Raw genomic sequence first — 26220 nt, forward strand, 5'->3', positions numbered from 1 at the left:
CGACCTCAACTCTCCTTGTGCTTCAGGACTTCGGCGAGGCTCGGCGCCTCCCGGTCCCGCTGGGACATCGACGTGACCGGCAGCGGCCAGGGAACGGCCAGCTCCGGGTCGTCGAAGGCGATCGTCACGTCCTCGGCCGGATCGTGCGGGCGGTCGATCCGGTACGAGGTGTCGGCGGTCTCGGTCAGCGCCTGGAAGCCGTGCGCGCACCCCGCCGGGATGTACAGGGTCGTCTGCGTCTCGCCGGACAGCTCGAAGGAGGCCACGTTGCGAAAGGTCGGCGAGTGGGGCCGCAGGTCCACGACGACGTCGAAGATTTTCCCGTAGGAGCAGCGCACCAGCTTGGCCTCGCCGGCGCCGGAGCGCAGGTGCAGGCCGCGCAGCACGCCGCCGGCCGAGCGGGACAGGCTGTCCTGGACGAAGGCGTCCGGGTCGAGGCCCACCGAGCGGAGCACGTCGGCGTCGAAGGTGCGGCAGAAGAAGCCGCGCTCGTCGGCGTACGGCGTCGGCTCGAACAGGTATGCGCCGGAGATCTCCGGGACTTCGATCGCTTTCACGGAGTCTCCTGCCGGGTGCGGGCCTGGGCCCGGGCGTGATCGGTGTCGGGGGCGTGGCCGGTGTCGGGGTCGGGGTCGGTGTGGCGGGTGCTGCCGGTCGACGGGAACAGGGCCGCGGTCAGGGCGGTGAACTGGTCGTCGAGTCGCCGGGCGGCGGCCCGGTTGCGCTCGACGAGCGTCTGCCGCAGTTCCGCCGATCGCCCCTCCAGCGACCGGAACTGCTCCAGCAGCCGGTCGGCGTCGACCTCGCGCGCCGGATGGCAGTACGCGCCGAGGCCCATCTCCGCCATGAGCGCGTCGCTCTTCGCCGCATAGCTGAGCGCGAGCGTCGGGACGCCGACCCGAAGGGCGCAGACCAGGTTGTGGTAGCGGGTGGCCACCACGGCGTCGGCGGCCGCCGTCTCCTTCATCAGGTCGGCGAGCGAGGCCGCCTCGGCGGCGGTGACCAGCGGCGAGTCCACCGCGTCGAGGATCGCCGTGACCACCGGCGCGTCGCAGGCGTCGCCGGTGAGCAGCCGCACCGGTCTGCCGTCCTCGACCAGCGCGCGGACGAAACGGGTCGTCCCGTCGAGATACCGCCGGTGGATCTCCTCGGCGCGGTCGCGGTCGTCGTCGCCGCCGTGGAAGTCCATCACGCCGACGCAGACCCGCCCCGGCGTCGGCGAGGGCTCGGCGGCCGGCGGCGCCGGCAGGGCGAACGCGAGGTCCGGGTGGACCTCGTCGCGCGAGGTGTCCACGCCCATCGCCCGCATCGCGTCGCGGGATTGGGCGTCCCGGTACGATCGGTAGGCGGCCAGCCGTGCCGACCAGCGCACCAGCGCCCGGGTCGAGCGGTTGGCGATCGGGGCGGCGCCGACGCCGACCAGCGCGACCCGGGCGCCGGACAGCCGGCCGCTCGCGCAGAGCAGGAACAGCGCGTACGGGAAGCCCCACGGCCGCAGCGGCAGCGTGGCCTCCAGGACGCCCATGCCCGGCACGATCACCACGTCGTGCCGGCGCACCCACGCGGCGGTGCGGAAGGCGTCGACGATCTTGCCCAGCCCCTTCCCGGCGATCGCGCCCGCCCGCGACGCGGTCCGGTACTCCCCGCGGTACCAGTGCAGCCGCGTCGCGGGGATCCCGTACCGGGCCTCGACGACCTCGGGTCCACCGCACAGCGCGTCCACGACCGCCTCCGGGCGCCGTGCGCGGAGGTACCCGAGCAGCGCCTCGAGCGACCCGTCGTTGCCGAGGTTGCCGGAGCCGAGCAGCCCGAACACCCCGACGCGCACCGGCGCTTCGTCCGCCGACGTCATGACCGCCGCCCCTCGCGGCCGGCGACGAGCGCGTCCACGGACACGGTGAGCCGGGCCGGATCGACCGGGGCACGGTCCTCCACCCGCTCGCCGGCGCCGGGCCGCACCCGGCTGGTCATCCACGAGGCCAGGTGGCCGTAACAGGCACGCCGGTCGGCCGGGGACAGCGGCGCCCGCCGGATCGCCGAGACGAAGCCCCAGACGTACTCGGCGAGCAGCCGGGGCGTCGGGTGCAGCGGGCCCGCCCTGCGCGGGTCCAGGTTGACGCACCGGGAGCGCTTGGACGGGTTCGCCCGCTCGGCGCGGGTGGGATGGTCGCGGCGGAAGTACAGCAGCTCGGGCACCTGGTGGAAGGGCCCGTGCAGGGTGATCTCGGCGACGAACGTGCGGTCCGCGTGGTGGTAGCTGTCGTGCGGCTTCACCCGGCGCAGCATGTCGGCCCGCATCACCCCGTAGAAGTCGTCGCCGCCGGGCTCGAACAGCAGGCTGCGGAAGCGCTCCGGCGCGTGCGGAGAGTCCGTGGCGAGCCCGTACTCGTAGGGGACCTTCACCTGGCCGTCGCCGTCGATGACCGCCTGGCCGCTGTGCGCGAGGACCACGTCCGGCCGCTCGTCCAGCGCCTGCACACAGCGCAGCAGCAGGTCCCGCGCGTACAGGTCGTCGTGCGAGGCCCACTTGAACAGTTCGCCGCGGCACTCGGTGAACACGTAGTTGTGGTTCGGGGCGGCGCCGATGTTGCGGGCCAGCCGGATGTAGCGGATGCGCGAGTCCTTCGCGGCGTACCGGCGGCAGATGTCCTCGGTCCCGTCGGTCGAGGCGTTGTCGGAGACGACCAGCTCGAAGTCCTCGTAGGTCTGGCCGAGCAGGGCGTCGAACGACTCGGCCAGGTACTCCTCGCCGTTGTACACGGGCAGGCCGATGCTCAGCCTGGGGTGGGCGGTCATGAGGTCCTCACTTCGCTGATGGTGTTCCGGTGGCGCTCGCGCGACGCCGAGTGCAGCTGCAGCCACCACAGGGCCGAGCTGCCGACGGTCGCGGCGGCGACCCCCCAGGCCGAGCCGACCGTGCCGGCCACCGCCGCCCCGCCGAGTCCGCCGCCGACGTAGCAGGCGGAGGCGAACAGTTGACAGCGCAGGCTGCGCCGGGCCGCGGCGAGCGCGCGCAGCCCGGCCGCCGCGCCGGTGCCGAGGCCGGCGCCGGCGACGCCGAGCGTGGCCGGCACGATGAGCTGCGAGGCGGAGGGCCAGACGTCGCCGAGCACGAACGCGCCCGCCCGGTCCGGCATCAGCAGCAGCGCACCGCCCCAGAGCAGCGCCGCGGCGGCCTGGCCGCCTCCCAGCAGCAGACAGAACCTGTTCAGTCGGTGCGGGGCCCGCCGCAGCACGCGCGCCGCCTCCGCGACGGTGACCAGCGACAGCCCCATCAGCAGCGCGAGGAACGGGCCGAGCAGCAGCTCCGCGCCCCGCACCGCGCCCACCGCGCCGACGCCGACGATCGCGCCGAGCCCGTACGCCCGCAGCTGGCTCGCGCCGCTGAGGCTGACGTTCTCGACCAGGTACCGGTAGCCGAGGTCGCGCTGCTCGCGCAGCCAGCCGCGCGTCCCGGTCGCCCGGGGCCGGATCCCGGACTGGAAGCAGCCGTACCCCGCGGCCACCGCCGCGGACGCGCCCCAGGCGAGCACGAACGCGGCCACGCTGTCCACGCGGGCCGCCACCACCATCGCCGGGACGAGCGCGACGCCCCACACGAGGTCGTTGACGAACGCCTTGCGTCCGGCGCCGGCGGCGAAGAACGCGAACCGCCAGGCGTCCTGCAGCAGCAGCGCCGGCAGCACCACGCCGAGGCAGGCGAACGCGGGCCCCACGCGGCCGCCGAGGCCGAGGCCGATGAGCAGACACACCGCGCCGAGGGCGGCGCCGACGCCGAGCGCGGCGCCCGACGACCGGGCGGCCGCCGAACGCCACGTCGCCTCCGGCACTCCGCTGAAGCGCACCACGAGGGGATCGGTGGCCAGCCCGCGGGCGACGTTCAGCGCCACGCCGTAGGTCAGCCAGGCCAGGCTGAACACGCCGAACGCGGTCACCCCCAGCGAGCGGGCCACGTAGACGCCCACCGCGAAGTTGGAGATGCTGGAGGCGGCCTGGTCGGCGAGCCCCCAGGACAGTCGGCCGACGAGGGCCCGCTTGGCGGACCCCGCCGGTGGCGCCGTCGTCCGCGGAGTCCCCTCCCCGGCGGTCATCGGCGTCATGCCTTGATCAGCTCGGCGTCGTGCAGGGCGCCGGCCGCCGCGGCGACGGTGTCGAACGGCAGCCCGGACCGCTCGGCGACGTCCAGCAGACTGTGCTCGCCGTCGGAGAGGCTGAGCACCCAGAGCATGGCCATCTGGGCTTCCTTCGCGTCGCTGCGGCCGCCGAGCGAGTCGTACAGCCCGCGCCTGCCCAACTGCGGCTCGCCGTAGGGGCTGAGGTTGACGTAGCGCCGGTTGCGGTCGAGGACGGCGAACGCCTCGCGGCAGACGGCGAGCGTGTCCTCCATCGCCTCCGGGGAGACGAAGTCGGGGTTGTCCGCCGAGGTGTGGTACTCGGGGTAGCCCGCGTACGGGGTCCGGCTGAGCGAGCCCACGCCGAGATCGAATCCCGGCGAGCAGTACTGCCGCTCGTCGTAGCCGTACGGGGTGAACTCCTTGACGTCGTGCGGGCGTCCGGAGACGGCCAGCACATGGCGCAGCACCCGGTCGATCTCCGCGTCGCCCCGCCTGCTCTGCTTGTACGTCAGACGTCCCCGGTCGCCCGCGCAGGCCAGCACCAGCCCGTGCTTGACCCGCTCCACCCGTTCCGCGTTGCGGGCCAGCCAGGTGATCGCCCCGATGGTGCCGGGCGCGAAGATGAACCGGTAGGTGTAGTACGGGTTCTGCTCCGCCAGCGCCCGCGCGAGGAACACCGCCACCGCGACGCCGGCCAGGTTGTCGTTGGCCAGCGACGGGTGGCAGACGTGGCAGGACACGATCACCTCGTCGGCGACCTGCCCGGGGACCACGTGCTCGGCGTAGGTGAGGTGGCCGTCGGCGAGCGTGGAGTCGACGCGGACCTCGTAGTCGCCGTCCGGCAGCGCGTCCAGGGTCTCCTGGGCCAGGCAGAACCCCCACTCCGGCTTGTAGTAACTGGTGCGGTAGGGCACCCAGGACGGGTGCTCCGGCAGCGTGTGCAGGTGGGCGCGCAGCTCGGCCAGCGGCATGGTCGCCGACACCGGCACGCTGTAGCCGAGCACATGCAGGCTGGACGCGGCGAAGTCGACGACCCGCTTCCCGGCGGCGTCGGCGATGTACGCCTCCCGGATGTTCCACTCCTGCGGCACCGTCCAGTCGAGCACCTGCGTCCCCGTCGGCACCTCGTGCACCTGCAGCGGGACGTACTCGCCGACGATGTCCAAGGTGGCGCGCACACCGTCGCCGGTGATGCTCCGGCACAGCGGGTACAGCCGCTCCACCAGTGCGTGCATCTCCTCGCCGGCCACGGTCATCGGCGCCACCGCAGGGTGTCGTCGACGGCGCCGGCGTCGGACGCCGCGCGCAGCACGGCGAGCCGGGTGAAACGCTGCTCGAAGGCCTCCCGGGTCAGCCCGTGCTCGCGGTAGGCGTCGGCGAGTTCGAGCGCGCCCCGCTTCACCGTCCACTCGCAGTCGAAGCCGGGCACCGCGGCGCGGAACCGGGAGAAGTCCACCCGGTAGGACCGCGGATCGGCCCCGTTCTCCCCGGTGATCACCACCTTGGAGCCGGCCACCGCCTCGGCGACCTGCTCGGCGATCTCCGCGACCGTGACGTTGTTCGTCTCGCTGCCGATGTTGAACGCCCGGTCGTGCACCGCTTCCCGCGGCGCGACCAGCGCGGCCGCGAAGGCCCGCGCGATGTCGGCGGCGTGCACCAGCGGGCGCCAGGGGGTGCCGTCGGAGAGCACGAGCACCTCGCCGGACAGCAGGGCGTGCCCCACCAGGTTGTTCAGCACGATGTCGGCGCGCAGCCGGGGCGAGTACCCGAAGGCGGTGGCGTTGCGCATGTACACCGGGCTGAAGTCGCCGTCGGCGAGCGCGTGCAGGTCGTCCTCCACCCGCACCTTGGACTCCGCGTACGGGGTGACCGGGCGCAGCGGAGCGTCCTCTGCCACGAGTTCGTCGCCGCCGGCGGCCCCGTACACCGAGCAGGTCGACGCGTACAGGAAGCGCCGCACCCCGGCCTCTCGGGCCAGCCGGGCCAGCCGTACCGACGCGTGGTGGTTGATGTCGTAGGTGAGGTCCGGCGCCAGCGCCCCCAGCGGGTCGTTGGACAGCGCGGCCAGGTGGATCACGGCGTCGACCCCGGCCACGTGCTCGGCCGTGACGTCGCGCAGGTCCACCCGGCGCCCCGGCGGGTCCGCGGGCGCCGGGCCGAGCACGCAGTCGGCGAACAGGCCGGCGTCGAGACCGACGACCTCGTGCCCGGCGGCCGCGAGTACGGGGGCCATCACGGTTCCCAGGTAGCCCTGGTGTCCGGTCAGCAGTACGCGCATGGTTCATTCCCCCAGGTCGAGAGTGAGTTTGGTGACGGCGAACGCCTCGGCGTAGCGCGCGTGACATTCGATGCCGCGGATCCGGGCCAGCCCGAGGAAGGCCTCCCGGTCGTACCAGGGCCGGTGGCGCTGCGAGGGGTAGTGCTCCTGCAGCAGCCGCACCTTCTGCTCGGCGATCTCCGTCGTCAGCGGCTGGTAGGCCGTCGGACGGCCGAGGTCGCCGTCCCACTTGACGATCTCGTAGCCGAGGACCAGGTGGTCGCGGAACGCGGTGGGCATCAACTGCGCCAGGCCTCGGTGGTCCTGGTGCGCGTCGTCGGTGCGCGGGGCCAGGACCAGATCCGGGTCGCTGCGCAGACGCAGCTCCTCGACCGCGGCCTTGGCCTCCTCCCAGTACGCGGGCAGCCGGCCGTCCGGCAGCTTGTGCACGGTCAGCCGCAGGTCGGCGCCCGGGCAGAAGGCGGCGAGCGCGGCCTGCTCCTCCTGCTCCCGGTCGGTGCCGCCGCCGGACAGCACCAGCGCGTCGACGCGGATGCCCGGCCGCGCCAGGCACAGCGTCAGCAGGCTGCCGCCGGCGCCGATGGCGATGTCGTCGCAGTGCGCGCCCACCGCGACGATCCGCTCCGGGCGCCGGGCGCCGAGCCGGATCACAGGGCCCCCGCCCCGGCGCTCGCCCCGGCGCCGTCGCGTTCCCACACGGCCCACGGGCGTTCGCCCCGCGTGTAGGCGTCGTCGAGCGCCGCCCGCTCCTTCACCGTGTCGGTCGGCTTCCAGAAGCCGCGGTGCTGGTGCGCCACCAGCCGCCCGCGCTTGGCCAGTTGGGCGCATCCGTCGGCCACCAGGTCGCCGCCCTGCGGGATGTGGTCGAAGACCTCCTGGCGGAGCACGAAATAGCCGCCGTTCTCCCACAGCGGCATGTCGCTCACCGCGGTGATGCCCCCCACCAGGCCGTCCTCGCCCAGATCCACGCAGTGGAACGAGGACTGCGGCGGCACCACCATCATCGACGCGCCGGCGTCGCGCCGGGCGAAGTTGTCGATCATCTCCGGCAGCGGGGCGTCGGTCAGCACGTCGGCGTAGTTGGCGAGGAACATCTCGTCGCCGTCCAGGTGGCGCCGCACCCGGCGCAGCCGCTCCCCGATCGGCGACTCGATGCCGGTCTGCGCGAACGTGATCGTCCAGTCCGCGATGTCGGTGGACAGCAGCTCCGTCCGCCCGCCCCGCAGCACGAAGTCGTTGGACGTCGTCTCCTCGTAGTTGAGGAAGAAGTCCTTGATGTGGTGGGCCCCGTACCCGAGGCACAGGATGAACTCCTTGTGCCCGAAGTGCGCGTAGTAGCGCATGACGTGCCAGATCAGCGGCCGCGGGCCGACCATCGCCATCGGCTTGGGCACGTCGTCCGCGGCGCCGCTGCGCATCCGCATCCCGTATCCGCCGCAGAACAGTACGACCTTCATGACGTGACCTCGACGATGCTCAGTTCCGGTATGGGAAAGACGAGTCGGCCGCCCCAGGCGTGCACGAACGACAGCTGCTCGACCAGCTCGGCCCGCAGGTTCCACGGGAGGACGAGGACGTAGTCCGGCCGGTCGAGGGCGATCTGCTCGGGCGCCAGGATCGGGATGCGGGTGCCCGGGGTGAACCTGCCGTGCTTGTAGGGGTTGCGGTCGACCGTGTAGGGGAGCAGGTCGGGCCGGATGCCGCAGTGGTTGAGCAGGGTGTTGCCCTTGCCCGGGGCGCCGTAGCCGACGACCGTCTCGCCGCGCTCGGCCGCCTCGATGAGGAACTTGAGGAGGTCCCGGCGCACCTTGGCGACCCGGGCGGAGAACTCGGTGTACCCGGACAGCTCCTGCAGTCCGGCCGCCTTCTCCCGGTCCAGCACCTCCGCCACCCGCCGGGTCGGCTCGCCGGCCGCCTCGGCCGGCCTCGCCCACAGCCGGATGGAGCCGCCGTGCGTCGGCAGCAACTCGACGTCCACCAGGGCAAGTCCACCGCTCGCCAGCGCCCGGATCGCGGACGCCACCGTGTAGTACTGGAAGTGCTCGTGGTAGATCGTGTCGTACTGGTTGTCCTCGATCAGGGTCAGCAGGTGCTGCACCTCGATCGACACCCAGCCGTCGTCGGCGACCAGGGCGCGCAGCCCCTCGGTGAAGCCGACCACGTCGGGGATGTGCGCGTACACGTTGTTGGCCACGACCAGGTCCGCCGGGCCGTGCTCGGCGCGCACGGCAGCGCCGGTGTCCGGGCTCAGGAACGCGGTGAGCGTGGGCACCCCCGCGTCCCGTGCCGCGGCGCCGACGTTCACCGACGGCTCGACCCCGAGGCAGCGGATCCCCCGGTCCACCACATGCCTCAGCAGGTACCCGTCGTTGCTCGCGACCTCGACCACGAAGGCGTCGGGGCGAAGGCCCACCCGCTCCACGGCGTCCGCGACGAACGTCCGCGCGTGCTCCACCCACGACGTCGAGAACGAGGAGAAGTACGCGTACTCCTTGAACGTCTCCTCCGGCGTGATCAGCGGAGGGATCTGCGCGAGCCAGCAGTCGGTGCAGACCCGCAGATGCAGCGGGTACGCCGGCTCAGGATCGTCCAGTCGGTCCGCGGCGAGGAAACTCTCGCACGGCGGGGTCGCCCCCAGATCGACGACGCTCGCCAGCGCCGCCGAGCCGCACAGTCGGCATCGTGTCATCTACTGCCCCCCATTGATTCCGTCCGACCCGCGATCGCGGTGCGGTACCCCTCCACCAGGCGCTCCAGGCCGACGGCCGGGCTGAAGCCCTGCTCGTACCGCCGCCGGGCCGCCCGGCCCATCTCCTGGTTGCGGACCGATCCGTCCGCGATCCGGCGCAGACACGACGCGAGCGAGGCCGCCTCGCCCGGCCGGTGCAGCAGCCCGGTCGTCCCCTCCTCGACGAGCTCGACGAAGGCGCCGTGCCCCGCGGCGACGACCGGGACCCCGGCCGCCATCGCCTCCACCACCACCAGGCCGAACGCCTCCAGCCAGGTGGAGGGAGCCACCACGGCCACCGACCGGGCGATGGCCTTGCGGCACTCCGCCGCGTCGTACAGGCCGACGTACCGCACGTCGTCGCGGTCCGCCGCCCACGCGGCCACCTCCCGCTCCAGCGGCCCCGTGCCGGCGATCACCAGCGGCACGCCCACCCCGCCGCCGGCGGCGATCTCGTCCCAGGCGGCCATGAGCAGCCGCACGCCCTTGGCCTCCGCGAGCCGGCCCAGATAGAGCAGATGCTCGCCGTCGCCCACGCGGCGCTCGTCCGGATCGGGCACGAAGTTGTGCTTCACCGCCAGCCGCTCGGTCGGCATGCCCGCCCGCGCCAGCACGTCGCGCTGCGCCCCGGAGATGCAGAAGAAGCGCTCCACGCCGGACCACCACCGCCGCCGGTTGACCGACAGACTGACCGCGAGCGGCGCCGTCGCCAGCCGGGAGCCCCGGTAGCAGCCGTGCCGGACGGCGGGCAGCGGCGTGGACCCGACGCACTCGGTGCACGGCCGGCCGTCTCGCTGCAGCGTGCCGGGCGGACAGATCTGGGTGTAGTTGTGCAGCGTGGCGACGGCGGGCACGCCGGCGTCGGCGCAGGCCGCCAGCACCGCGGGCGACAGCAGCGGGAAGACGTTGTGGACGTGCACCACGTCCGGCCGCTCGGCGCGCAGCCGCGCGGCGAGCTCCTTGCGGACCGCCGGATTCCACGGCACCAGCAGCGGTATCGCGGCCTTGCCCGGCAACGACCGGGCGGCGATGTCGTCGCTGCGCCGCTCGAACAGCCCGACCCGGTGTCCGGCGCCGCGCAGCAGCGCCACCTCCTGGTCGACGACCTTGTTCTCCCCGCTCGGCTGCGCCGAGGCGTAGCGGTTGTGCACCACCAGTACGTGCATGCTCAGGTCGCCTCCGATGTACGGGCCCAGCGCGGGACGGAACGCCGAGGGACTTCGGGCCCCGGCGGGGGAGCGGGTTCGGCGGGCGTCGCCAGCAGCGAGGCGGCCACCGCCAGATGCAGCAGATACGGCGAGGCGTCCCCGAGACCGGCCTCGGTGTACGAGGCGATCGCGCAGTAACTGATCAGGAAGATCGCGCAGGCCCTCGACAGCGACGGCGGCCGCAGCAACGCCACGCCGCCCAGCACGACGATGATCGCCGCCACCAGCGCGATGCCCGTCACGCCCTGCTCGTTGTAGACGGCCAGCCAGCTGTTGTCGATCGGCAGCCCGCCGAACGACTTGTCGCCCAGACCCGTGCCGAACAGGTGCTCCGAGGGCGTGCGGGGCGCCGCCAGCAGGGCGTGCCAGACCTTGGCCCGGCCGGTGAGGCTCGCGAAGTTCTCCTGGCTCTGCCCGCGCAGGAACCACGCCTGGAGCGCGGAGCTGAACCCCACCGCGGCCACCGCGGCGCACAGCACCGCCCAGGAGAAGACCCGGCGGGCGGCGGCGCTGGTCAGCACGAGAGAGGTGATCGCCAGCACCAGCGCGATGATCAGCCCGAGCGTGGCCGTGCGGGTATGGGTCAGCGCGAGCAGGGCGAGTGAGGGCACGACGACCACCGCCGCGCTGGTCCGGTCGGTGCGGCGGCCCAGCAGGAGCAGCACGGTGAGCCCGGTGATCACCGCGGCGTACTGACCGATCTGCGGCGGGGTGAGCGGCCACAACGCGCCCACCAGCCGCCCGCCGTAGAGGTCGGGCATGGCGGCGCCCGGTGAGACGACCAGGCCGGCGGCCACCGACCCGAGCACCGCGAAGTACATCCGGATGTGGTGCCGGACGAACGTCGGGCCGCCGTCCCACCAGCGGCTGAGCAGCCACAGCGTGCAGATGAAGAGAGCCAGCCGGAAGCAGCGGAACAGCGCGCCGAGTCCGGCCCCCTGGTGCACGCTGGAGATCAGGCTCGGCACCAGCAGCAGGGTCAGCAGGAACACGTAGGCGCTGGGCCGGATGCGCACCCGGGGGTTGACCAGGAGCGCCAGCGCGAACGCGGCGACCAGCGAGCCCATGGTGACCATCTGGATCAGCGAGCGGGGCAGCGGGACGATGGTCACGGCCCCGGCGGAGCCGAGGGTGTTGAGGACGAGCAGCCCCCAGACCGCCGCGACGATCTTCGACGTGGGGTCGGTGCGGGTCTTCGCGGACCTCATCTCACCCACCGTCCTTGGCGCGGAAGGTGCTGCCCGCGTCCTGCCGGTACGGCGCGGCCTGCCACTCCTTGACGTTCACCGTCCGGCTCGCGTCGTGGACGACGAAGGTCCACGGTCCGACGTAGACGTTGTCGTGCCAGCGGTTGTGCTGCCGGCCGGTGATCGCCTCCGCCACCCGCTCGCCCTGGTACGGCGACCAGTCCGGATACGTGCCGTAGTTGGAGAGCACCGCCATCAGGTCGCACTTCGCCGTGCAGCCCACGACGGACTTGTCCAGCACGAAGCGGTTGTCGTGGATGTCCACCCGCTGGGTCTTCCACCGGCAGTCCGAGTACAGCGGCTCCTCGGCGATCGCGGGCTGCACACAGCGGCCGGTGTCCTTCACCAGCAACGTGCAGTCACCGGAGGAGGTGTTGGCCGGGCTGTTGCAGAACCGGTCGGCGTTCTCCCACAGGGTGATCCCGGACCAGTTGTCCTCCAGCACGTTCCGGTAGATCTCGATCCTGTCCGTCCGGGCCTTGATCCGCGGCTCGCCCCCGGACTCGGACAGATAGACCGTCGCGAAGGGGAAGGTGTCGCCGCCGGCCGCGTAGGCGCGGCCCTCGACCCAGTTGTTCCGCCGGATCGTGTTGTTCCGGATGATCGCGTTGTAACTGATCTCGTAGATCAGCGCCGCACCGTCGTTGTCCTCGATCAGGTTGCCCTCGATGAGGAAGTCGTTGTTGTTCGTGTCCGCCCACAGCCCGGTCCCGCGGTTGCCGTGCACCCAGTTGCCGCGTACGACCGCGCCGTTCACGGCCCAGAACTTGACGCCCCCGCTGCAGCCGCAGTCCGGCCGCTGCCGCTCCCAGTCGTCCGTGTTGTTGCCCACGATCTCGTTGCCCTCGACCACCAGGCCGCTGACATCCCCGGCCTTGTACGCGTTCATCCCGTACTGGCCGTTGGCGCGCAGGCAGCTGGCGCGGACCTGCTGGCGGGCTCCGGCCATCAGCCCGGCGCCCGAGTTGTTCTGGATCGTCGCGTGCTCGATCACCCACCCGTCGGCCGAGTCGTGATTGACGACGCCCTCGTCCCGGGGCGCGACGAAGTTCTGCACGGTCAGGGAGCGGATGGTGACGTCGGCTGCGTCGCCGCCGAACGCGTAGTGGTTGCTCCGCCGGCCGTCGAGCACCGCGCCCGGCGCCCCCACGTAGACGTCGCCCTCCTTGGGGATCACCTGGTCGTAGCGGTTCGACAGGAGCGTGTGCCTGCCCGGCCGCAGCCAGAACGTGGTGTGCGCGGGACTGCTCTCGGTCTTCGCGGCGAGGTCGCCGGGCACCGCGGGGTCGACCGTGACCGCGCCCGTCGGCGCCTTCGCCGGCCCGGCGGCGGGCCCCGCACACACCCGGGCCGCGGACTTCGGGGGTGCGGAGGGCGCGGAGGGCGCGGCGGTCGGTCTCGGCGTCGCGTCCGTCGTCCCGCCGTCGCAGCCGGTCGCCGTCAGCAGTGCCAGAGCCAGCGATGCCGCCGGCAGAGCCCGGCGCCGCCACCTGATCCCCACGCGCCCTCCCCTCCTCAACCCTGGAACCTGAGCACGGTGGTGAAGCCCTCCGCGCCGTCGGTGAAGCCGGCGCCCACCAGGGCGGTGGCGGGCTCCTTGCGCCCGAAGCCGGCGGAGTACCAGCCCAGCGGCGGCTCGCTCTCCCCGCGGTGCGCCTCCCAGGACAGCTCTTCGGGCAGGTCCAGCACCGCGGAGCGGTCCTCGCCGTCCCGGGTCCAGGTCAGCCGCGCCCGGTTCCCCGCCAGGTCCGCGGTGATCGCCGGACCGAGGTGGAACGCCAGGCGCACGGCCCGCCGCGGGCCGCGCACCTCGTCGACGATCCGCAGCTCCCCGCTCGCCGCCGTCAGCTCCACCCGGCGCCGGTGCACCGAGCCCTCGTAGCCGTCGTGCTCGGCACTCCAGCGCGTCACGCCGTCGCCGAAGGAGTCCACGGTCAGCACACGCGTCTCGGCGTGCCGGGTCCACAGGAACGGCCCGCCGGAGACGGACTGGTCGGCGCCGTCCAGCTGGAGCGTGTTGTGGCCGAGGGTCGACCGGAAGTACTGCCGCCACTCGGGCTGGCCGTGGTAGCAGTACGTCCCCGGGTCGGCGAGGACGTCGACCCCGTCGTGCCGGACCTCCACGGACAGCGCGTCCGCGTGGGCGTGCGCGGCGATGGACAGGAAGCCGTGCGGACCGCCGTCACAGCGGCACCAGATCTCGCCCGGCCCGCGCAGGATGGTCATGCCCGCGTCGGCGAAGTGCGCCGGCCTCTGCGCCGGGCGGCGCGTGGAAGGCTCGGTGCGTGCGACGAGCGCGGCCAGCAGCGGTGTGCGCACGTCGGCGCCGGTGACCTCGGGCCACCAGGCCAGCCGGCCGAACACGGCGTCGCCGGTGGCCAGCAGCGAACCCCAGCGGTCCGTGCCCGCACCGTCCACGACCAGGCCGTGCCCGTCGTCCGCGTCCCCCTGACGCGGCGGCCGCAGCCGGTTGTCGACGACGGCCGCGAGCGCGTCGGTCATCCGCAGCAGCACCAGACGGATCGACGCGGGGACCGGTACGCCGGCGGCGTCGGCCTCGGCCACGGCGGCCAGACCGAGTTCGAGGACGAGCCCGTGGTACTCGCTCGCCAGCTCACGGTTGAGGCCGGAGAGATAGGTGTTGCCGCGCAGGTGCCGCTCCAACGACCGCAGCGCGTCGGCCCGCCAGCGCCCCGACGACGGGAACCAGCCGAACGCGCAGGCCGCCGCGAGCTGTCCGGCGGCCTCCGCGATGACGTGGTTGTTGGCCGAGGATCCCCGGCTGGGGAAGGCGGCCAGCCAGCGCTGGTGGTGCCAGATCTGGTTCAGCGCCACCGGGTTGTCCTCGAACAGCGGGGCCGCGCCGGACCAGCCGTCCAGCAGCCGGCGGATCCACACCCAGGACAGCAGCCGGATGCCCAGCTCGATGCCGCTGATCCAGTGGACGCCGCGCAACGGCGGGTTGGTCTCCCACCAGGACCGCAGGTGCTCGGCCACGCGCTCGGCGTACCGCTCGTCCCCGGTGACCGCGTAGGCGGCCGCGAGCTGGGTGAGGTACTGGTGCCGGGACGGCTCCCAGATCTGCTTGACGTCCCCGACCGCGTCCTCGCTGCGGTACGGCACGTCGAAGGCGTACCCCGCGGGAGCCCGGCGCCCCGTCCTGGGGTCGCGCCACCAGTCGGGGGCGGCCAGGTCGTCGCGGACCACGCCGAAGTACTCGGCGTGCCCGTCCATGAGCCGGTCCGCGTCGGCGACGAGACGCTTCGCGGCGTCGGCGGGCACGGCGGCGACCGTCCCGGCCGGCAGGACCGCGGTGAACCGGGCCCCGGTCACGCGCGGGCAGTCGGGCGGCGCCGACCGCCACCGGCGCCGGCGCACCGCGTCGCCCGCCCGGCCCGCGACCTCCTGGGGCCCCATCCGGGACAGCCGCCGCAGGTACCAGCCCGCGCTCATCGTCATGGCGTCCCCGCCAGCGTCACCGGCGCGCCGCCGGCGAGAGCGGTCTGCACGGCGAGGGTGGCCGTCGTCGTGGCGACCAGCGACTCCAGCGGCACCGGCATCGGCCCGCCGGTCCGCACGGCCCGCACGAACGCGGCCAGTTCGGCGGACTGGCCCTTGTCCCGTGCCTTGGGCAGCCGTGAGCTGACCCACCGCTTGCGCCCGTAGACCGAGGCGCGGACGAAGTCGTCGAGCCGCAGCACCTTCCCGTCCGCGACCAGGTCCAGCGTCTCCTTGGGGAAGCCGGGCGCGCCGGTGGTGACATAGCTGACGGTGGCCGTGGACCCGTCCGGGTAGCGCAGCACCACCTGAAGGTCCTCGTTGCCGGGCGCGGCCGTCGCGTACACCGACACCGGATCGGCGTCCAGCAGCCAGCTCGCCGTGTCGATGAAGTGACCGCCCTCGCCGGCGAACCGCGAGCCCTCGGTGCCCTGCCTCAGATACCAGCTGCCGTGATCGAGACGGCCCGCATTGACCAGGTAGCGCAGGCTCGCCGGTCCGGTCCGGGCCCCGAACTGCTTGCGGGCCTGAGTGAGCAGCGGCGCGAAACGGCGGTTGAAGCCCACCTGCAGCCGGTCGTTGCCGGACTCCTCCACCGCGGCGAGCACACCGGCGAGCTCGTCCTCGGACAGCGCCAGCGGCTTCTCCACGAACACCGTCTTGCCGGCCAGCAGCGCCTTGCGGGTGAGCTCGGCGTGCGAGCTGTGGCGGGTGACCACGAACACCGCGTCGACGGACGAGTCGCCGAGCACCGCGTCGAGATCGGTGGTCGCCGCGGCGAAGCCGAACTTGCGCTGCGCGTTCGCCGCGGACAAGGCCGTCGTGGTGACGACCGTGGACAACTCCACGCCCTCACGCTGCGCCAGGTGCGGCAGCAGCATCGACGTCGCGTAGTTCCCCGCGCCGACGAACGCCAGCCGCACCGGCGCCCCCGCGGCCCGGGCCGGGGCGGACGCCGCCGCGCCGCGCCGCACCGCGGGCACGGTCACCTCGGGGACCGCGGCCGTCCGCGCCGCTTCCTCCCGCTGGCCCGGATACCGGAACAGCACGGCCACCGCCTTCAACTCGCCGTCCTTCAGGCGTTGATACGTCTCGACGGCGTCGTCGAAGTCGGCGATGTGGGAGATCAGGGGCTCCACGTCGACACGGCCCCGGGCGGCGAGGTCGAGGAAGCACGCCAGGTTGCGGCGCTCGGTCCAGCGCACATAGCCGATCGGGTAGTCCCGCCCCTCCAGCTCGTACGCCGGGTCGTAGCGCCCGGGCCCGTACGAACGCGAGAAGCGGACGTCGAGCTCCTTCTCGTAGTACGCGTTCCACGGCAGGTCCAGACGGCACTTGCCGATGTCGACGACCCGGCCGCGGTCCCGGCTCAGCCGGGCGGCCAGCTCGACGGGCTGGTTGCTGCCGCCGCCGGCGGCGAGATACACCTGGTCCACGCCGTGGCCGTCGGTGAGTTCGGCGACGGCGTTCTCCACGGCCGCGGAGCCGGGATCGCCGCAGGCCGCGGCGCCCAGACGCTCGGCGAGCTCGCAGCGCGCCGGGTCGGGGTCGGCCCCGACGACGCGGACCCCCGAGGCGGCGAGGAGCTGCACCACCAGCTGGCCGATCAGCCCGAGACCGACGACCAGAGCCACCTCGCCGAGCCGCGACTCGCCCTGCCGCACGCCCTGCATCGCGATCGACCCGACGGTGCCGAACGCCGCGTGCCGCGCCGCGAGGCCGTCGGGCACCGGGGCGTAGAGGTTCTTCGGCACCCAGTTCAGCTCGGCGTGCAGCGCGTGCTCGTTGCCGGCGCAGGCCACGAGGTCGCCGACCTTCACGTCGTCGACGCCCGCGCCGACCTGCTCGACCACCCCGCACAGCGAATAGCCCAGCGGCGTGTACGAGTCCAGCTTGCCCATCACCTTGCGGTAGGTGGCGGGCACCCCGTTGGCGGCCACGCTCTGCACCACCTTGGCCACCTGGTCCGGCCGCGAGCGGGCCTTGCCCACCATCGACATGCCCGCCTCGGACACCTTCATCAGCTCGGTGCCCGTCGAGATCAGCGAGTAGGCGCTCCGGACCAGCACACCCCCCGCCTTGCACCCCGGCGCCGGCACGTCGAGCAGCGCCAGCTCACCGCTCTTGTAGTTCTGTACGACCTGTTTCACCCGAAGTCCTCTTGTCTCTACGCCGTCGTCAAAGGGAGTTCCGGCCGGACCCGGAGGTCGCGCCGCGATACCAGTGCTCGAGGGTCAGCACATGCCACAGATGCTTGGAGAAGTCCCGCTGCCCGGCGGCGTCCTCGGCGACCATGCGCGCCAGCGCGTCGCGGCGCAGGATCCCCGAACGCACCAGCTCGCCGTCGTTCACCACCTCGCGCACCAGCGGCGCCAGATCCCGGCTCATCCAGGCCCGCAGCGGCGCGCTGAACAGCCCCTTGGGCCGGTACACGATCTCGCGGGGCAGGACCGAGACGGCCGCCTCCTTAAGGACGGCCTTGCCCTGCCGCCCGACGATCTTGCGGGCGCCGGGCACCGCGAACGCCGCCCTGACCACCTCGACGTCCACGTACGGCACGCGCACCTCCATCGACGCGGCCATGCTCGACCGGTCGGTGTAGGCGAGGTTCAGGCCCGGCAGGAACATCCGGGCGTCGCCCAGGCACATGCGGTTGACGAAGTCGTCGAGGTCGTTGTCCCGGTAGACGTCCGCGTGCTCGGTCAGCACGTCGTCGACCGTCCCGGCCAGGTCCGGATCGATCAGGTCCAGCAACTCGCCCCGGTCGTACATGGTGTAGCTGCGCCGGAACGCGGTCTCCTCCGGCAGGTCGGCGAAGGACAGGAACCGCTTCGCGAAACGCACCGACCGGTACCCGCGCCGGGCCGTGGCGACCGGCAGCCGGTCCACGGCCCTCGACAGGCCCCGCCGCAGCGGCCGCGGGACCCGCTGGTAGCGCAGCGCGATCAGATTGGCCAGGTGCTTGCGGTAACCGGCGAACAGCTCGTCGGCGCCCATCCCCGAGAGCATCACCTTCACCCCGGCCTCCCGGGCGGCCGAACAGATCAGGAACGTGTTGATCGCGGCCGGGTCGCCGATCGGCTCGTCCAGGTGGTACGTCATCTGCGGCAGCAGGTCGAGCACGTTCGGGGCGATCTCGATCTCGTGCAGGTCGACGCCGAACCGCGCCGCCACCTGCCGGGCGTAGCGCAGGTCGTCCGGCATCGCCTCGAACCGCGCGTCCTCGGCGCGGAACCCGATCGTGTACGCGGAGATCCCGGGCCGGTCACGGGCCGCGAGCGCGGTCAGATAGCTCGAGTCGAGCCCCCCGGACAGGAACGTCGCCACCGGCACGTCGGAGATCAGATGACGCCGGGTCGACTCCTCGACGACGGCGGCCAGATCCGGCTGTTCGCCGCTTAGCGCGCGCTCCTGACCCTCGGCGGCGACGTCCTTCAGACGCCAGTAACGGCCGCGCTCCACCCGGCCGTCGGGCCGGCACCTCAGCCAGCTCCCCGGCGGCAGCTTCTCCGCCTCGCGGAACGCGCACCGCGAGTCCGGCACCCAGTAGTACAGCAGCGAGGCCACCAGCGCCGCGTGGTCCACCTCGAGCGATCCGCCCGTCACGGCGGCGAGCGCCTTGAGCTCCGAGGCGAACACCAGGCCCTCGCCGCGCCGGAGCAGGAACAGCGGCTTGATGCCGAGCTGGTCGCGGGCGAGGACCAGCTCACCGGTGCGCTCGTCGAAGATCCCGAACGCGAACATGCCGCGCAGCCGGGGCAGACAGTCCGTGCCCCAGCGCCGCCAGGCCTCCAGCAGCACCTCGGTGTCGGACGTCCCCCGAAAGCGCACCCCGCCCGCCGCCAGCTCGGCGCGCAGCTCGGGCGCGTTGTACAGCTCGCCGTTGTACGTCAGCACCAGGCCGTCCGAGACCATCGGCTGGGCGCCGGTCTCGGACAGGTCGATGATGGCCAGCCGGCGGTGTCCGAGGTGCACTTCGCCGTCGCCGACGGCGTGGCTGTAGCGGCCCGCCCCGTCCGGACCGCGGTGCGCGAGGGTGTCGGTGAGCCGGTCGGTCACGACCTTTCCGTCCGGCCATCGGTACGTTCCTGCGATGCCACACATGTGCTACTGAGCCTCCTGGTCGCTGTCCGGCACCCGTGCCGCCCACATCGGCTGCCGCTCCGCCCGCCGCGGGACCGTGCCCTTGTGCCGCACCGGCCGCTCGCTGCGGTCGCGCGGCGCGGCGGGCGGCCCGTCCCACAGCGTGCCGTCGGTCCGGTCCCGCGGGTCGGGGTCGATCAGCACCACGCCGATCACCGCGATGTGCTGGTCCGCGAGCTGCCGGGCCACGGTGTGCAGCCACGCGGCGCTGCCGTGCCCGGCCCGCACGACGAGCACGGCCCGCGTGCCGAGGTACTGCAGGTCGGTCCACGCCGTGCCGGGCGCCACCGAGCCGACGCCGATCCGGCGCCCCTGCGGCGACTCGGCCGCAGCGCGCTCGCCGGTGACCACGGTCGGATCCCCCGGCTTCGGGCGGCGATCGGCGAGCTGCCGGCCCGGCAGGCCGTCCACGACGACCACCGGACCCTCCGCCGCCAGCGCTCCCGCGAGGTCCAGGGCGATCGCGCTCGTGTTGCGCGCGCAGCCCAGTTCCAGCAGCGACACCGGCTCCGACCCACCGCGCACGACCCGCGCCAGGGACGTCGTGAGCCGTTCGCGCGACGCCCGGACCCGGCGGCGCTGCCACCGCCCGCCCGGCCGGTGCGGCAGCTCCGCGACGACCGAGGCGCCGAGGTTCGCGGCGATCTCCCGGCGCAGCACGGGACGGTCCGCCACCACCGCGCCGACCGCCGCGAGCGCGAGCCCGACGAACAGCCCGAGGAAGAGACCGATCGCGGCGTCGGTGGCGACGGCCCTGGGCAGGGAGTACGGCACCACGTACGGCGCGTCCACGATCTGCGTGCCGGCGACGAGCCGCGGCGTGCCGATGCTCGCCTCCCCGGCGCGCTGACTGAAATCGGTGATCTGCGAGGTGAGTTCGGCCCGGCGGGCGTACAGGGACTCCAGGTCCGCCGACGCCCCCGGGCCCTTCGCCTCCGTTCCGTCCCCGATCGTCCTGTTGACCTGCGCCAGTTGCTTCTTCAGCTCGTCACGCTGGTCGAGCAGGGCCTTGGCCTCGGCCTTCGAGGCCTCCTGTATCCGCCGCACATGGTCCGCGACGAACGCGTCGGCCAACGCCCCGGCACGGGCCACCGCCTCCGCGTCGCTGTCACCGGTCACGGTGATCTGCAGCACGTTGTTGGTGATGCCCATGCCGCTGTAGTCCTGCATGAAGTCCTCGGCCTTCTCCCCGGACCGCAAGGACTTCAGGGCCTGCTCCGCGATCCGGGTCGTCTGCAGCAGCGCGACGTCGGTGCGGATCAGCGTTCCCGGGTCGTTCGGCTGGTCCTCCTCGTGCGCGACCAGCACCTTGGTCACCGCGGTCGGCGGCTGCGGCAGCAGGAACGCCGCCGTCGCGCCGGCGAGCAGCCCCAGCAGTGCGAGGGAGCACCACAGGCGGCGCCGTCTCCGCACCGCCGCCACCAGCGCCTGCAGATCCAGCAGCGGAGCGGCGGCCGACGACTCCGCGGTCGTACTCGTCGTCACCCTGTGACTCCTGTCGCGTCGTCCCGTTCGCCCTCGATGCCCGCGCTCGCGGGCGCGGCGGTGCGCCGAGGCCGGCCCGCCGGACGCGCAGCCCGGACCGGACCGGCCAGGACCACGCCGACGACCGCGTGCTTGGCGTCCGCACACGCCTCGGAGACGCCGGCGAGCTCCGCCGCGGTCCAGCTGCCGGCGCTGAGCACGACAAGGGCCCCCGACTCGCGTTCGCGGTCCGGCACCATCGGCCGGGACACCGGCACCGGCACCGCCCGCAGCAGCGGATCGGTCCCGGCCACGGCGACGAGCTGCCCCGCGGCCCGGCGGGCGATCTCGTCCCCCTCGGGGAAGACGACCAGCAGCCGCTGCGGCGCCGGCAGCCGGTCCCGCAGCCGCGAGCACACCCGCCGGTAGCGGATCTGCCGGCTGGCCTCGTCGCCGGACATCTGCGGCGCCGGAATGTCCCACCGCACGTCGAGGCCCAGCAGCCGGCGCAACCACGACCGCGGGCCACGGCCCTCCCGCCGGTGCACGGGCCGTTCGACGGGCACGTCGACGGTGCCCAGCAGCGCCGAGCCCAGCGCCGCGGTGATCTCGGTCTCGCCGCGCAGCCGCCGGCTCATCCGCCCGACGGTGAGATGCCCGATGACCGCGATCAGGAAGAACAGCAGCGCTCCACCGGCGACGAGCTGGGTCCTCGTCGGCGGCGCCTCGCCGGTCGGCCGGGCCGCCGACCCCATGACGACCATGTTCTTCGCCTCGTCGTCGACCGGGTCGGCCTGCTTGATGGTGCTGATGGCCTCCCGCAGCGCGGTGCGCAGCTTCTCCAGCTCCGTACGGGTCTGCACGCTCTCGACGGTCTCTCCCGGGTCGGTCGCGTCGGCGAGCTTGCTGATGCGGCGGCTGGTGTCCTCCACCGACTGTTGGAGCGCGGCGAGCTCCTCCGCCGCGCCGGGGTCGGCGGTCTCGCTTGCGATCCGGGTGGCGTAGGAGACGAACTCCTTGGCCACCTGGTCGGACAGCCGCTGCGCGCGCTCCGGGGTGTCGGCCGTGCCGGAGATCTTGATGATGTTCCCGTCGGTGGCCTTGGCGCCCACCTGGTCCCGCAGGTCGCTGCCGCTCACCCCGCTCCAGCCGAGCGTGGCGGCCGCGCGGTCGACCACCACCGAACTGGTCGCCACCTCCGTCTGCGTGAGCAGCTCGCGCTCCTCCCACGTCCCCGGCAGCAGCACCGACGTCGAGGTCGTGTAGCGCGGCGGGAACAGCAGCGACGCGCCGTACCCGACGAGCGCGCCCAGCAGGGCGAACACGGTGAGCAGCCGCCAGCGCCGGCGGACAATCCGCCCGATGGTGACCAGGCGTATCGTGTCATCGCTCAACGGTGCGGCCTTCTTCTGCCTCGTCAGGGTCGCGCGCCGTCACCGCAGCCCGGTCACCGCAGGCGGCCTCGTAGGCGGCGAGCAGCGATCGCTGGGAGTTCCGCCAGGACAGCGGACCGCCGATCCGTTCCTGGCCGATCTTGCCCATCAAGGCCCGCTTCTCCGGGTCGTCCAGCAGCAGGGCGACGAGCCGGGCGAACTCGCTCTCGTCGTCGGCGGCCGCGTACACGGCGGCGTCGCCGGCCGACACCCGCGCCTCCCGGAGGTCGAACGAGACCACGGGCCGGCCCATCACCATGTACTCGAGGACCTTGTTCATGGTCGACACGTCGTTGAGCGGATTGTTCGGGTCGGGGGAGAGGCACACGTCCGCGGTGGACAGGTAGCGCACCAGGTCGGCGTCCGGGATGCGCCCGGTGAACTGCACCTGGTCCGAGAGCCCGAGCCGTCCGGCGAGCTCCACCATCGCGTCGAAGGTGTCACCGCCGCCCACGAACACCGCGTGCCAGTCGGTCCGCCCGACCTCGTCGCGCAGCTTCGCCAGCGCCCGCAGGGCGTAGTCGACCCCGTCCTGCGGGCCCATCACACCGAGGTAGCAGAGCAGATGAGGCTTGCCGCGCTTCAACTCCGGCTCGGGCGGCACCGGGTGGAACCGCTCGACGTCGGGCGCGCTGCGCACCACGAAGACGTCCGCCGGCCGCTTGCCGCCGCGGCGCACCGCGACGTCCCGGTAGCTCTCGTTCGTGGCGAGCACGACGTCGGCGGCCCGGTACGTCCGCCGCTCCAGCGCGCACACGGCGCGGTAGAGCAGGTCCTTGCCCCGGCCGAACCGGGACAGGTACAGCTCGGGCACCAGGTCGTGCTGGTCGAAGACGAACCTGGCACCGCGCCGCTTCAGCCACAGGGCCGGCAGGAACAGCAGGTCCGGCGGGTTGCAGGCGTGGACCACGTCGACCGGACCCACCTTGCGGGCCAGCCGCACCGTGTGCCACAGCGCCGATCCGTACTCCCGCAGGTAGCCGGCCGGCCCCCCGGTCGCCGCGCGCAGCGGGTAGCGGTGGATCCGCACCCCGTCGACGACGGCCTCCGCCTCCGTGTCCCGCTTGCTGCCCTGCGGACAGATGACGTGCACCGTCCAGCCCGCGTCGCGCAGCGTCGTGCACTCCTGCCACACCCGCCGGTCGAACGGCACCGACAGGTTCTCCACCAGGATCAGCGCGCTCCGGCCCGGCCGGTCGCCGCTTCCCGTGTCACCAGGCAAGGCCCACGTACCCCTGTTCGGCCCGGCGCGCGTCGGCGTCGGGAAGGTGGACGAGATCGATGATCACCGGGGCGTCGCCGTGCGGCAGCGCCGCCAGCACGGCCGGATCCTTCGTCCCGACCAGACACACCTCGGCGTGCTCGAGCACCTCCTCGACGGAGTCCGCGAGCAGTTGCGCGAGATGCGGCAGCCGGGTCTCGATGTATTCGCGGTTCGCGCCGAGCAGCCGGGACAGGCTCACGTTGGCGTCGTAGATCTTCAGGTCGTACCCCTTGCCGAAGAGCCGCTCCGCCAGCTCGACGAGCGGACTCTCGCGGAGGTCGTCCGTGCCGGGCTTGAAGGACAGCCCGAACAGGCCCGCCCGGCGTTTTCCGGTGCGCTCGACCAGCTCCACCGCGCGCTGCAGATGGTCGGCGTTGGACGGCAGCACATGCGACAGGATGGGCACCGAGACGTCGGCCCGCTGCGCCGCGTGGACCAGGCTGCGCAGGTCCTTGGGCAGGCAGGAGCCGCCGAACGCGAAGCCGGGCCGCAGATAGGCGGGGCTGATGTTCAGCTTGCGGTCGGCCAGGAAGACGTCCATCACCTGGTGCGAGTCCACCCCGAGCGCCTGGCACACCGCGCCCAGCTCGTTGGCGAAGCCGATCTTGAGGCCGTGGAACGCGTTGTCCGCGTACTTGATGGCCTCGGCCGTCGGGACCGGCACCCGGAACACCTCGCCGGGCAGGTCCTCGTACAGCGCCGCCACCGCGTCGCCGCTCGCCGCGTCGAGCTCGCCGATGACGGTCTTCGGCGGGTCGAAGAAGTCCCGCACGCTCGTGCCCTCGCGCAGGAACTCGGGGTTGACCGCGACCCCGACGTCCACCCCCGCCGTGCCGCCGACGTACTTCTCCAGGATCGGCACCAGCAGGTTCAGGCAGGTGCCCGGCAGCATCGTGCTGCGGAACACCACCGTGTGCCGCCCGCCCCGCTCGGCCAGGGCCGCGCCGATCTCCTCGGTGACCCGCTCCAAGTACGTCGTGCACAGGCTGCCGTTGGGCTCCGACGGCGTGCCCACACAGACCAGCGAGATCTCGCTGTCCATGATCGCCTCGCGGACGTCGGCGGTGGCGCGCAGCGCACCGGTCCGCACGACGTCGGCGATGAGCTCGCCGATCCGCTCCTCGACCACCGGGGCCTTGCCGTCGTTGACCAGGTCGACCTTCACCTGGTTGACGTCGACCCCGACGACCTCGTGACCCATGCTGGCAAGGCACGCGGCCGACACGCAGCCCACGTAGCCGAGCCCGAAAACGCTGACCTTCATGACTCGTTCCTCCCCCCGCGCAGGCCCTCGCGGCCTGCGGTCCGCACGTCGGCGGGACCGCCTGGTCCCAGCTCCCCGCGCATCAGTAGGCCCCCTGGCCGTAGAGCACCGCACGCAGCGTCTTCCACAAGATCACCGTGTCCAGGGCGAGCGACCAGTCCTCCACGTACCGCAGGTCCAGCCGTACCGCCTCCTCCCACGACAGGTCACTGCGTCCGCTGATCTGCCACAGACCGGTGAGGCCGGGCTTGACCAGCAACCGCCGCCGGATGTCCGGGCCGTACGCGGCGGACTCCTCCGGCAGCGGAGGCCGCGGACCGACGAGCGACATCGATCCGGTGAGCACGTTGAACAGCTGCGGGAGTTCGTCGATGGAGTACCGGCGCAGCACCGCTCCCACCCGGGTCACCCGCGGATCCCGGCGGAGCTTGAACAGCGGCCCGGCGCCCTCGTTGAGATCGGCCAGCTGGGCACGCGCCCGGTCGGCGTCGGCGACCATGGTGCGGAACTTGAGGATCGTGAACTCGCCGCCGTCCTTGCCGACTCTGCGCTGGCGGTAGAACACCCCGCCCCGGCTGTCCATCAGCACGAGCAGCCCGACGACCGCCATCAGCGGCGCGAACAGGACCAGCAGGACCGCCGCGCCCATCCGGTCGACGACGCCCTTGACCGCCCTGCGCCCCCCGGTGAAGGTCGGCATGCTGACCCGCAGCAGCGGTATCCCGAGCACCGCGTCGATGTGCAGCCGCGGGCCGGCCACCTCCATCAGCACGGGAGCCACCACCATCTCGGCTTCGGTGCCCTCGAGGTTCCAGGCCAGCCGCTGCAGCCGGTGCGGCGACCAGTGCGGATCCGGGGTGACGGCGACGACGCGGTAGCCGTCCCCGTGGACGTGCTTGGCGACGTCCGCGAGCGTGCCCACCACCGGCACCCCGTCCAGCAGGTCGCCGTCGACCCCGGGACCGTCCGTCGTGCACACCGCGTCCACCCGCCAGCCGAGGTGGGGGAACTTGCGGGTGCGGGTGATCAGGTCGTGGACGGTGGCCGGGCTGCCGGCGGCGAGCACCGGTCGCAGGCACTGTCCTTCCTTGCGCTGCTTGTGCAGCGAGAGGCGCAGCACATAGCGCGCCGTCATGGTGACGATCGCGATCGCGGGGATCGCGACGAAGATCCAGAGCTTGATGTTGCGCGAGGTGAGCGCGATCCCGCCGAGTGCCAGGACGACGGTCGCCGCGAACAGCGAGCGTCCGAGCCGGCGGAACTCCTCGGCGCCCTGGCCGAGCACGGCCGGCGCCCACGACCGGCTGACCGCCAGCGCCCCCAGCACCAGCAGTTCCGTGCCGAACGCGAGAATGCCCCACTTCTCATGCCAGTTGGCCGCGTCCCGGGCCCCGAAGAAATTGCCGATCCCCGCCACCACGAAGGCGGTGGCCACGGTGTCGCTGATGATCACGGTACGTCTGTACCGCTGCTCCCAGTCGAGCGCGGGCCGGCTGATCGTGTCGTTCTCCAGACGCCCGCGTGCCGACGGAAACGGGCTGACTAGCTCCCCTTGCCGCACAGAACCCCCCAGGTTCC

General features: G+C 72.9%; 19 protein-coding genes and 1 pseudogene. All 20 read right to left on the reverse strand.

Annotated elements, in window-relative coordinates; all coding sequences use genetic code 11:
• Positions 1–5: 5 nt before the first annotated feature.
• The gene (gene rfbC / locus ABT300_RS01240) at positions 6–557 is read right to left on the reverse strand and encodes a dTDP-4-dehydrorhamnose 3,5-epimerase (protein ID WP_351670298.1); all 552 of its coding nucleotides are present in this window, start codon (positions 555–557) and stop codon (positions 6–8) included.
• Positions 554–1852, reverse strand: a complete 1299-nt coding sequence (locus ABT300_RS01245) for a polysaccharide pyruvyl transferase family protein (RefSeq protein ID WP_351670301.1) — start codon at positions 1850–1852, stop codon at positions 554–556. The genes rfbC and ABT300_RS01245 overlap by 4 nt, the downstream gene beginning before the upstream one ends.
• Positions 1849–2796, reverse strand: a complete 948-nt coding sequence (locus ABT300_RS01250; RefSeq protein WP_351670304.1) for a glycosyltransferase family 2 protein — start codon at positions 2794–2796, stop codon at positions 1849–1851. The genes ABT300_RS01245 and ABT300_RS01250 overlap by 4 nt, the downstream gene beginning before the upstream one ends.
• Entirely contained in the window at positions 2793–4100 is a 1308-nt protein-coding gene (locus ABT300_RS01255; RefSeq protein WP_351670307.1) for an MATE family efflux transporter, read from the reverse strand. The genes ABT300_RS01250 and ABT300_RS01255 overlap by 4 nt, the downstream gene beginning before the upstream one ends.
• Positions 4097–5380 carry a DUF4910 domain-containing protein gene (locus ABT300_RS01260; RefSeq protein WP_351670310.1) on the reverse strand — a complete coding sequence of 428 codons (1284 nt, stop codon included), beginning with the start codon at positions 5378–5380 and terminating at the stop codon, positions 4097–4099. The genes ABT300_RS01255 and ABT300_RS01260 overlap by 4 nt, the downstream gene beginning before the upstream one ends.
• Positions 5368–6393, reverse strand: coding sequence for an NAD-dependent epimerase/dehydratase family protein (locus tag ABT300_RS01265; RefSeq protein WP_351670313.1), 1026 nt, complete (start codon positions 6391–6393; stop codon positions 5368–5370). The genes ABT300_RS01260 and ABT300_RS01265 overlap by 13 nt, the downstream gene beginning before the upstream one ends.
• 3 nt (positions 6394–6396) lie before the next feature.
• Positions 6397–7044, reverse strand: a complete 648-nt coding sequence (locus tag ABT300_RS01270) for a PIG-L deacetylase family protein (RefSeq protein ID WP_351670316.1) — start codon at positions 7042–7044, stop codon at positions 6397–6399.
• Complete coding sequence (locus ABT300_RS01275) at positions 7041–7850, reverse strand: glycosyltransferase family protein (protein WP_351670319.1); 810 nt, start codon at positions 7848–7850, stop codon at positions 7041–7043. Before ABT300_RS01275 ends, ABT300_RS01270 begins: the two co-directional genes overlap by 4 nt.
• A complete protein-coding gene (locus ABT300_RS01280) occupies positions 7847–9082 on the reverse strand; it encodes a class I SAM-dependent methyltransferase (RefSeq protein WP_351670322.1) in 1236 nt (411 codons plus the stop codon). The genes ABT300_RS01275 and ABT300_RS01280 overlap by 4 nt, the downstream gene beginning before the upstream one ends.
• On the reverse strand, positions 9079–10287 hold the full coding sequence (locus ABT300_RS01285; protein WP_351670325.1) for a glycosyltransferase: 1209 nt from the start codon (positions 10285–10287) through the stop codon (positions 9079–9081). The genes ABT300_RS01280 and ABT300_RS01285 overlap by 4 nt, the downstream gene beginning before the upstream one ends.
• Positions 10288–10289: 2 nt before the next feature.
• Positions 10290–11537: an O-antigen ligase family protein gene (locus ABT300_RS01290; RefSeq protein WP_351670328.1), complete on the reverse strand. Its 1248-nt coding sequence runs from the start codon at positions 11535–11537 to the stop codon at positions 10290–10292.
• Between the two features lies 1 nt (position 11538).
• Positions 11539–13077, reverse strand: coding sequence for a right-handed parallel beta-helix repeat-containing protein (locus tag ABT300_RS01295; RefSeq protein ID WP_351670331.1), 1539 nt, complete (start codon positions 13075–13077; stop codon positions 11539–11541).
• A 14-nt stretch (positions 13078–13091) separates the two neighbouring features.
• The gene (locus tag ABT300_RS01300) at positions 13092–15035 is read right to left on the reverse strand and encodes a heparinase II/III family protein (protein WP_351670334.1); all 1944 of its coding nucleotides are present in this window, start codon (positions 15033–15035) and stop codon (positions 13092–13094) included.
• Positions 15032–17224: a bi-domain-containing oxidoreductase gene (locus ABT300_RS01305; protein ID WP_351670337.1), complete on the reverse strand. Its 2193-nt coding sequence runs from the start codon at positions 17222–17224 to the stop codon at positions 15032–15034. Before ABT300_RS01305 ends, ABT300_RS01300 begins: the two co-directional genes overlap by 4 nt.
• Before the next feature lie 28 nt (positions 17225–17252).
• Complete coding sequence (gene asnB / locus ABT300_RS01310) at positions 17253–19178, reverse strand: asparagine synthase (glutamine-hydrolyzing) (protein ID WP_351670340.1); 1926 nt, start codon at positions 19176–19178, stop codon at positions 17253–17255.
• 3 nt (positions 19179–19181) lie between these two features.
• Positions 19182–20702, reverse strand: coding sequence for a Wzz/FepE/Etk N-terminal domain-containing protein (locus ABT300_RS01315; protein ID WP_351670342.1), 1521 nt, complete (start codon positions 20700–20702; stop codon positions 19182–19184).
• Positions 20699–22075 (reverse strand): Wzz/FepE/Etk N-terminal domain-containing protein, encoded by a 1377-nt coding sequence (locus ABT300_RS01320; protein ID WP_351670345.1) that lies wholly within the window; start codon positions 22073–22075, stop codon positions 20699–20701. Before ABT300_RS01320 ends, ABT300_RS01315 begins: the two co-directional genes overlap by 4 nt.
• Positions 22072–23336 (reverse strand): annotated as a pseudogene (locus ABT300_RS01325) (glycosyltransferase family 4 protein). The gene ABT300_RS01320 and the pseudogene ABT300_RS01325 overlap by 4 nt, the downstream one beginning before the upstream one ends.
• Entirely contained in the window at positions 23326–24642 is a 1317-nt protein-coding gene (locus tag ABT300_RS01330; RefSeq protein WP_351670351.1) for a nucleotide sugar dehydrogenase, read from the reverse strand. The pseudogene ABT300_RS01325 and the gene ABT300_RS01330 overlap by 11 nt, the downstream one beginning before the upstream one ends.
• A gap of 82 nt (positions 24643–24724) precedes the next feature.
• On the reverse strand, positions 24725–26203 hold the full coding sequence (locus ABT300_RS01335) for a sugar transferase (protein WP_351670354.1): 1479 nt from the start codon (positions 26201–26203) through the stop codon (positions 24725–24727).
• Positions 26204–26220 lie beyond the last annotated feature (17 nt).

This window comes from Streptomyces sp. NPDC001027 (assembly GCF_040299045.1).
GTDB lineage: Bacteria > Actinomycetota > Actinomycetes > Streptomycetales > Streptomycetaceae > Streptomyces.

Coding starts and splice junctions, on each gene's coding strand:
- ABT300_RS01245 (WP_351670301.1), bottom strand. CDS start 1,852: ATGACGTCGGCGGACGAAGCGCCGGTGCGCGTCGGGGTGTTCGGGCTG.
- ABT300_RS01250 (WP_351670304.1), bottom strand. CDS start 2,796: ATGACCGCCCACCCCAGGCTGAGCATCGGCCTGCCCGTGTACAACGGC.
- ABT300_RS01255 (WP_351670307.1), bottom strand. CDS start 4,100: ATGACGCCGATGACCGCCGGGGAGGGGACTCCGCGGACGACGGCGCCA.
- ABT300_RS01265 (WP_351670313.1), bottom strand. CDS start 6,393: ATGCGCGTACTGCTGACCGGACACCAGGGCTACCTGGGAACCGTGATG.
- ABT300_RS01275 (WP_351670319.1), bottom strand. CDS start 7,850: ATGAAGGTCGTACTGTTCTGCGGCGGATACGGGATGCGGATGCGCAGC.
- ABT300_RS01280 (WP_351670322.1), bottom strand. CDS start 9,082: ATGACACGATGCCGACTGTGCGGCTCGGCGGCGCTGGCGAGCGTCGTC.
- ABT300_RS01285 (WP_351670325.1), bottom strand. CDS start 10,287: ATGCACGTACTGGTGGTGCACAACCGCTACGCCTCGGCGCAGCCGAGC.
- ABT300_RS01290 (WP_351670328.1), bottom strand. CDS start 11,537: ATGAGGTCCGCGAAGACCCGCACCGACCCCACGTCGAAGATCGTCGCG.
- ABT300_RS01300 (WP_351670334.1), bottom strand. CDS start 15,035: ATGACGATGAGCGCGGGCTGGTACCTGCGGCGGCTGTCCCGGATGGGG.
- asnB (WP_351670340.1), bottom strand. CDS start 19,178: ATGTGTGGCATCGCAGGAACGTACCGATGGCCGGACGGAAAGGTCGTG.
- ABT300_RS01330 (WP_351670351.1), bottom strand. CDS start 24,642: ATGAAGGTCAGCGTTTTCGGGCTCGGCTACGTGGGCTGCGTGTCGGCC.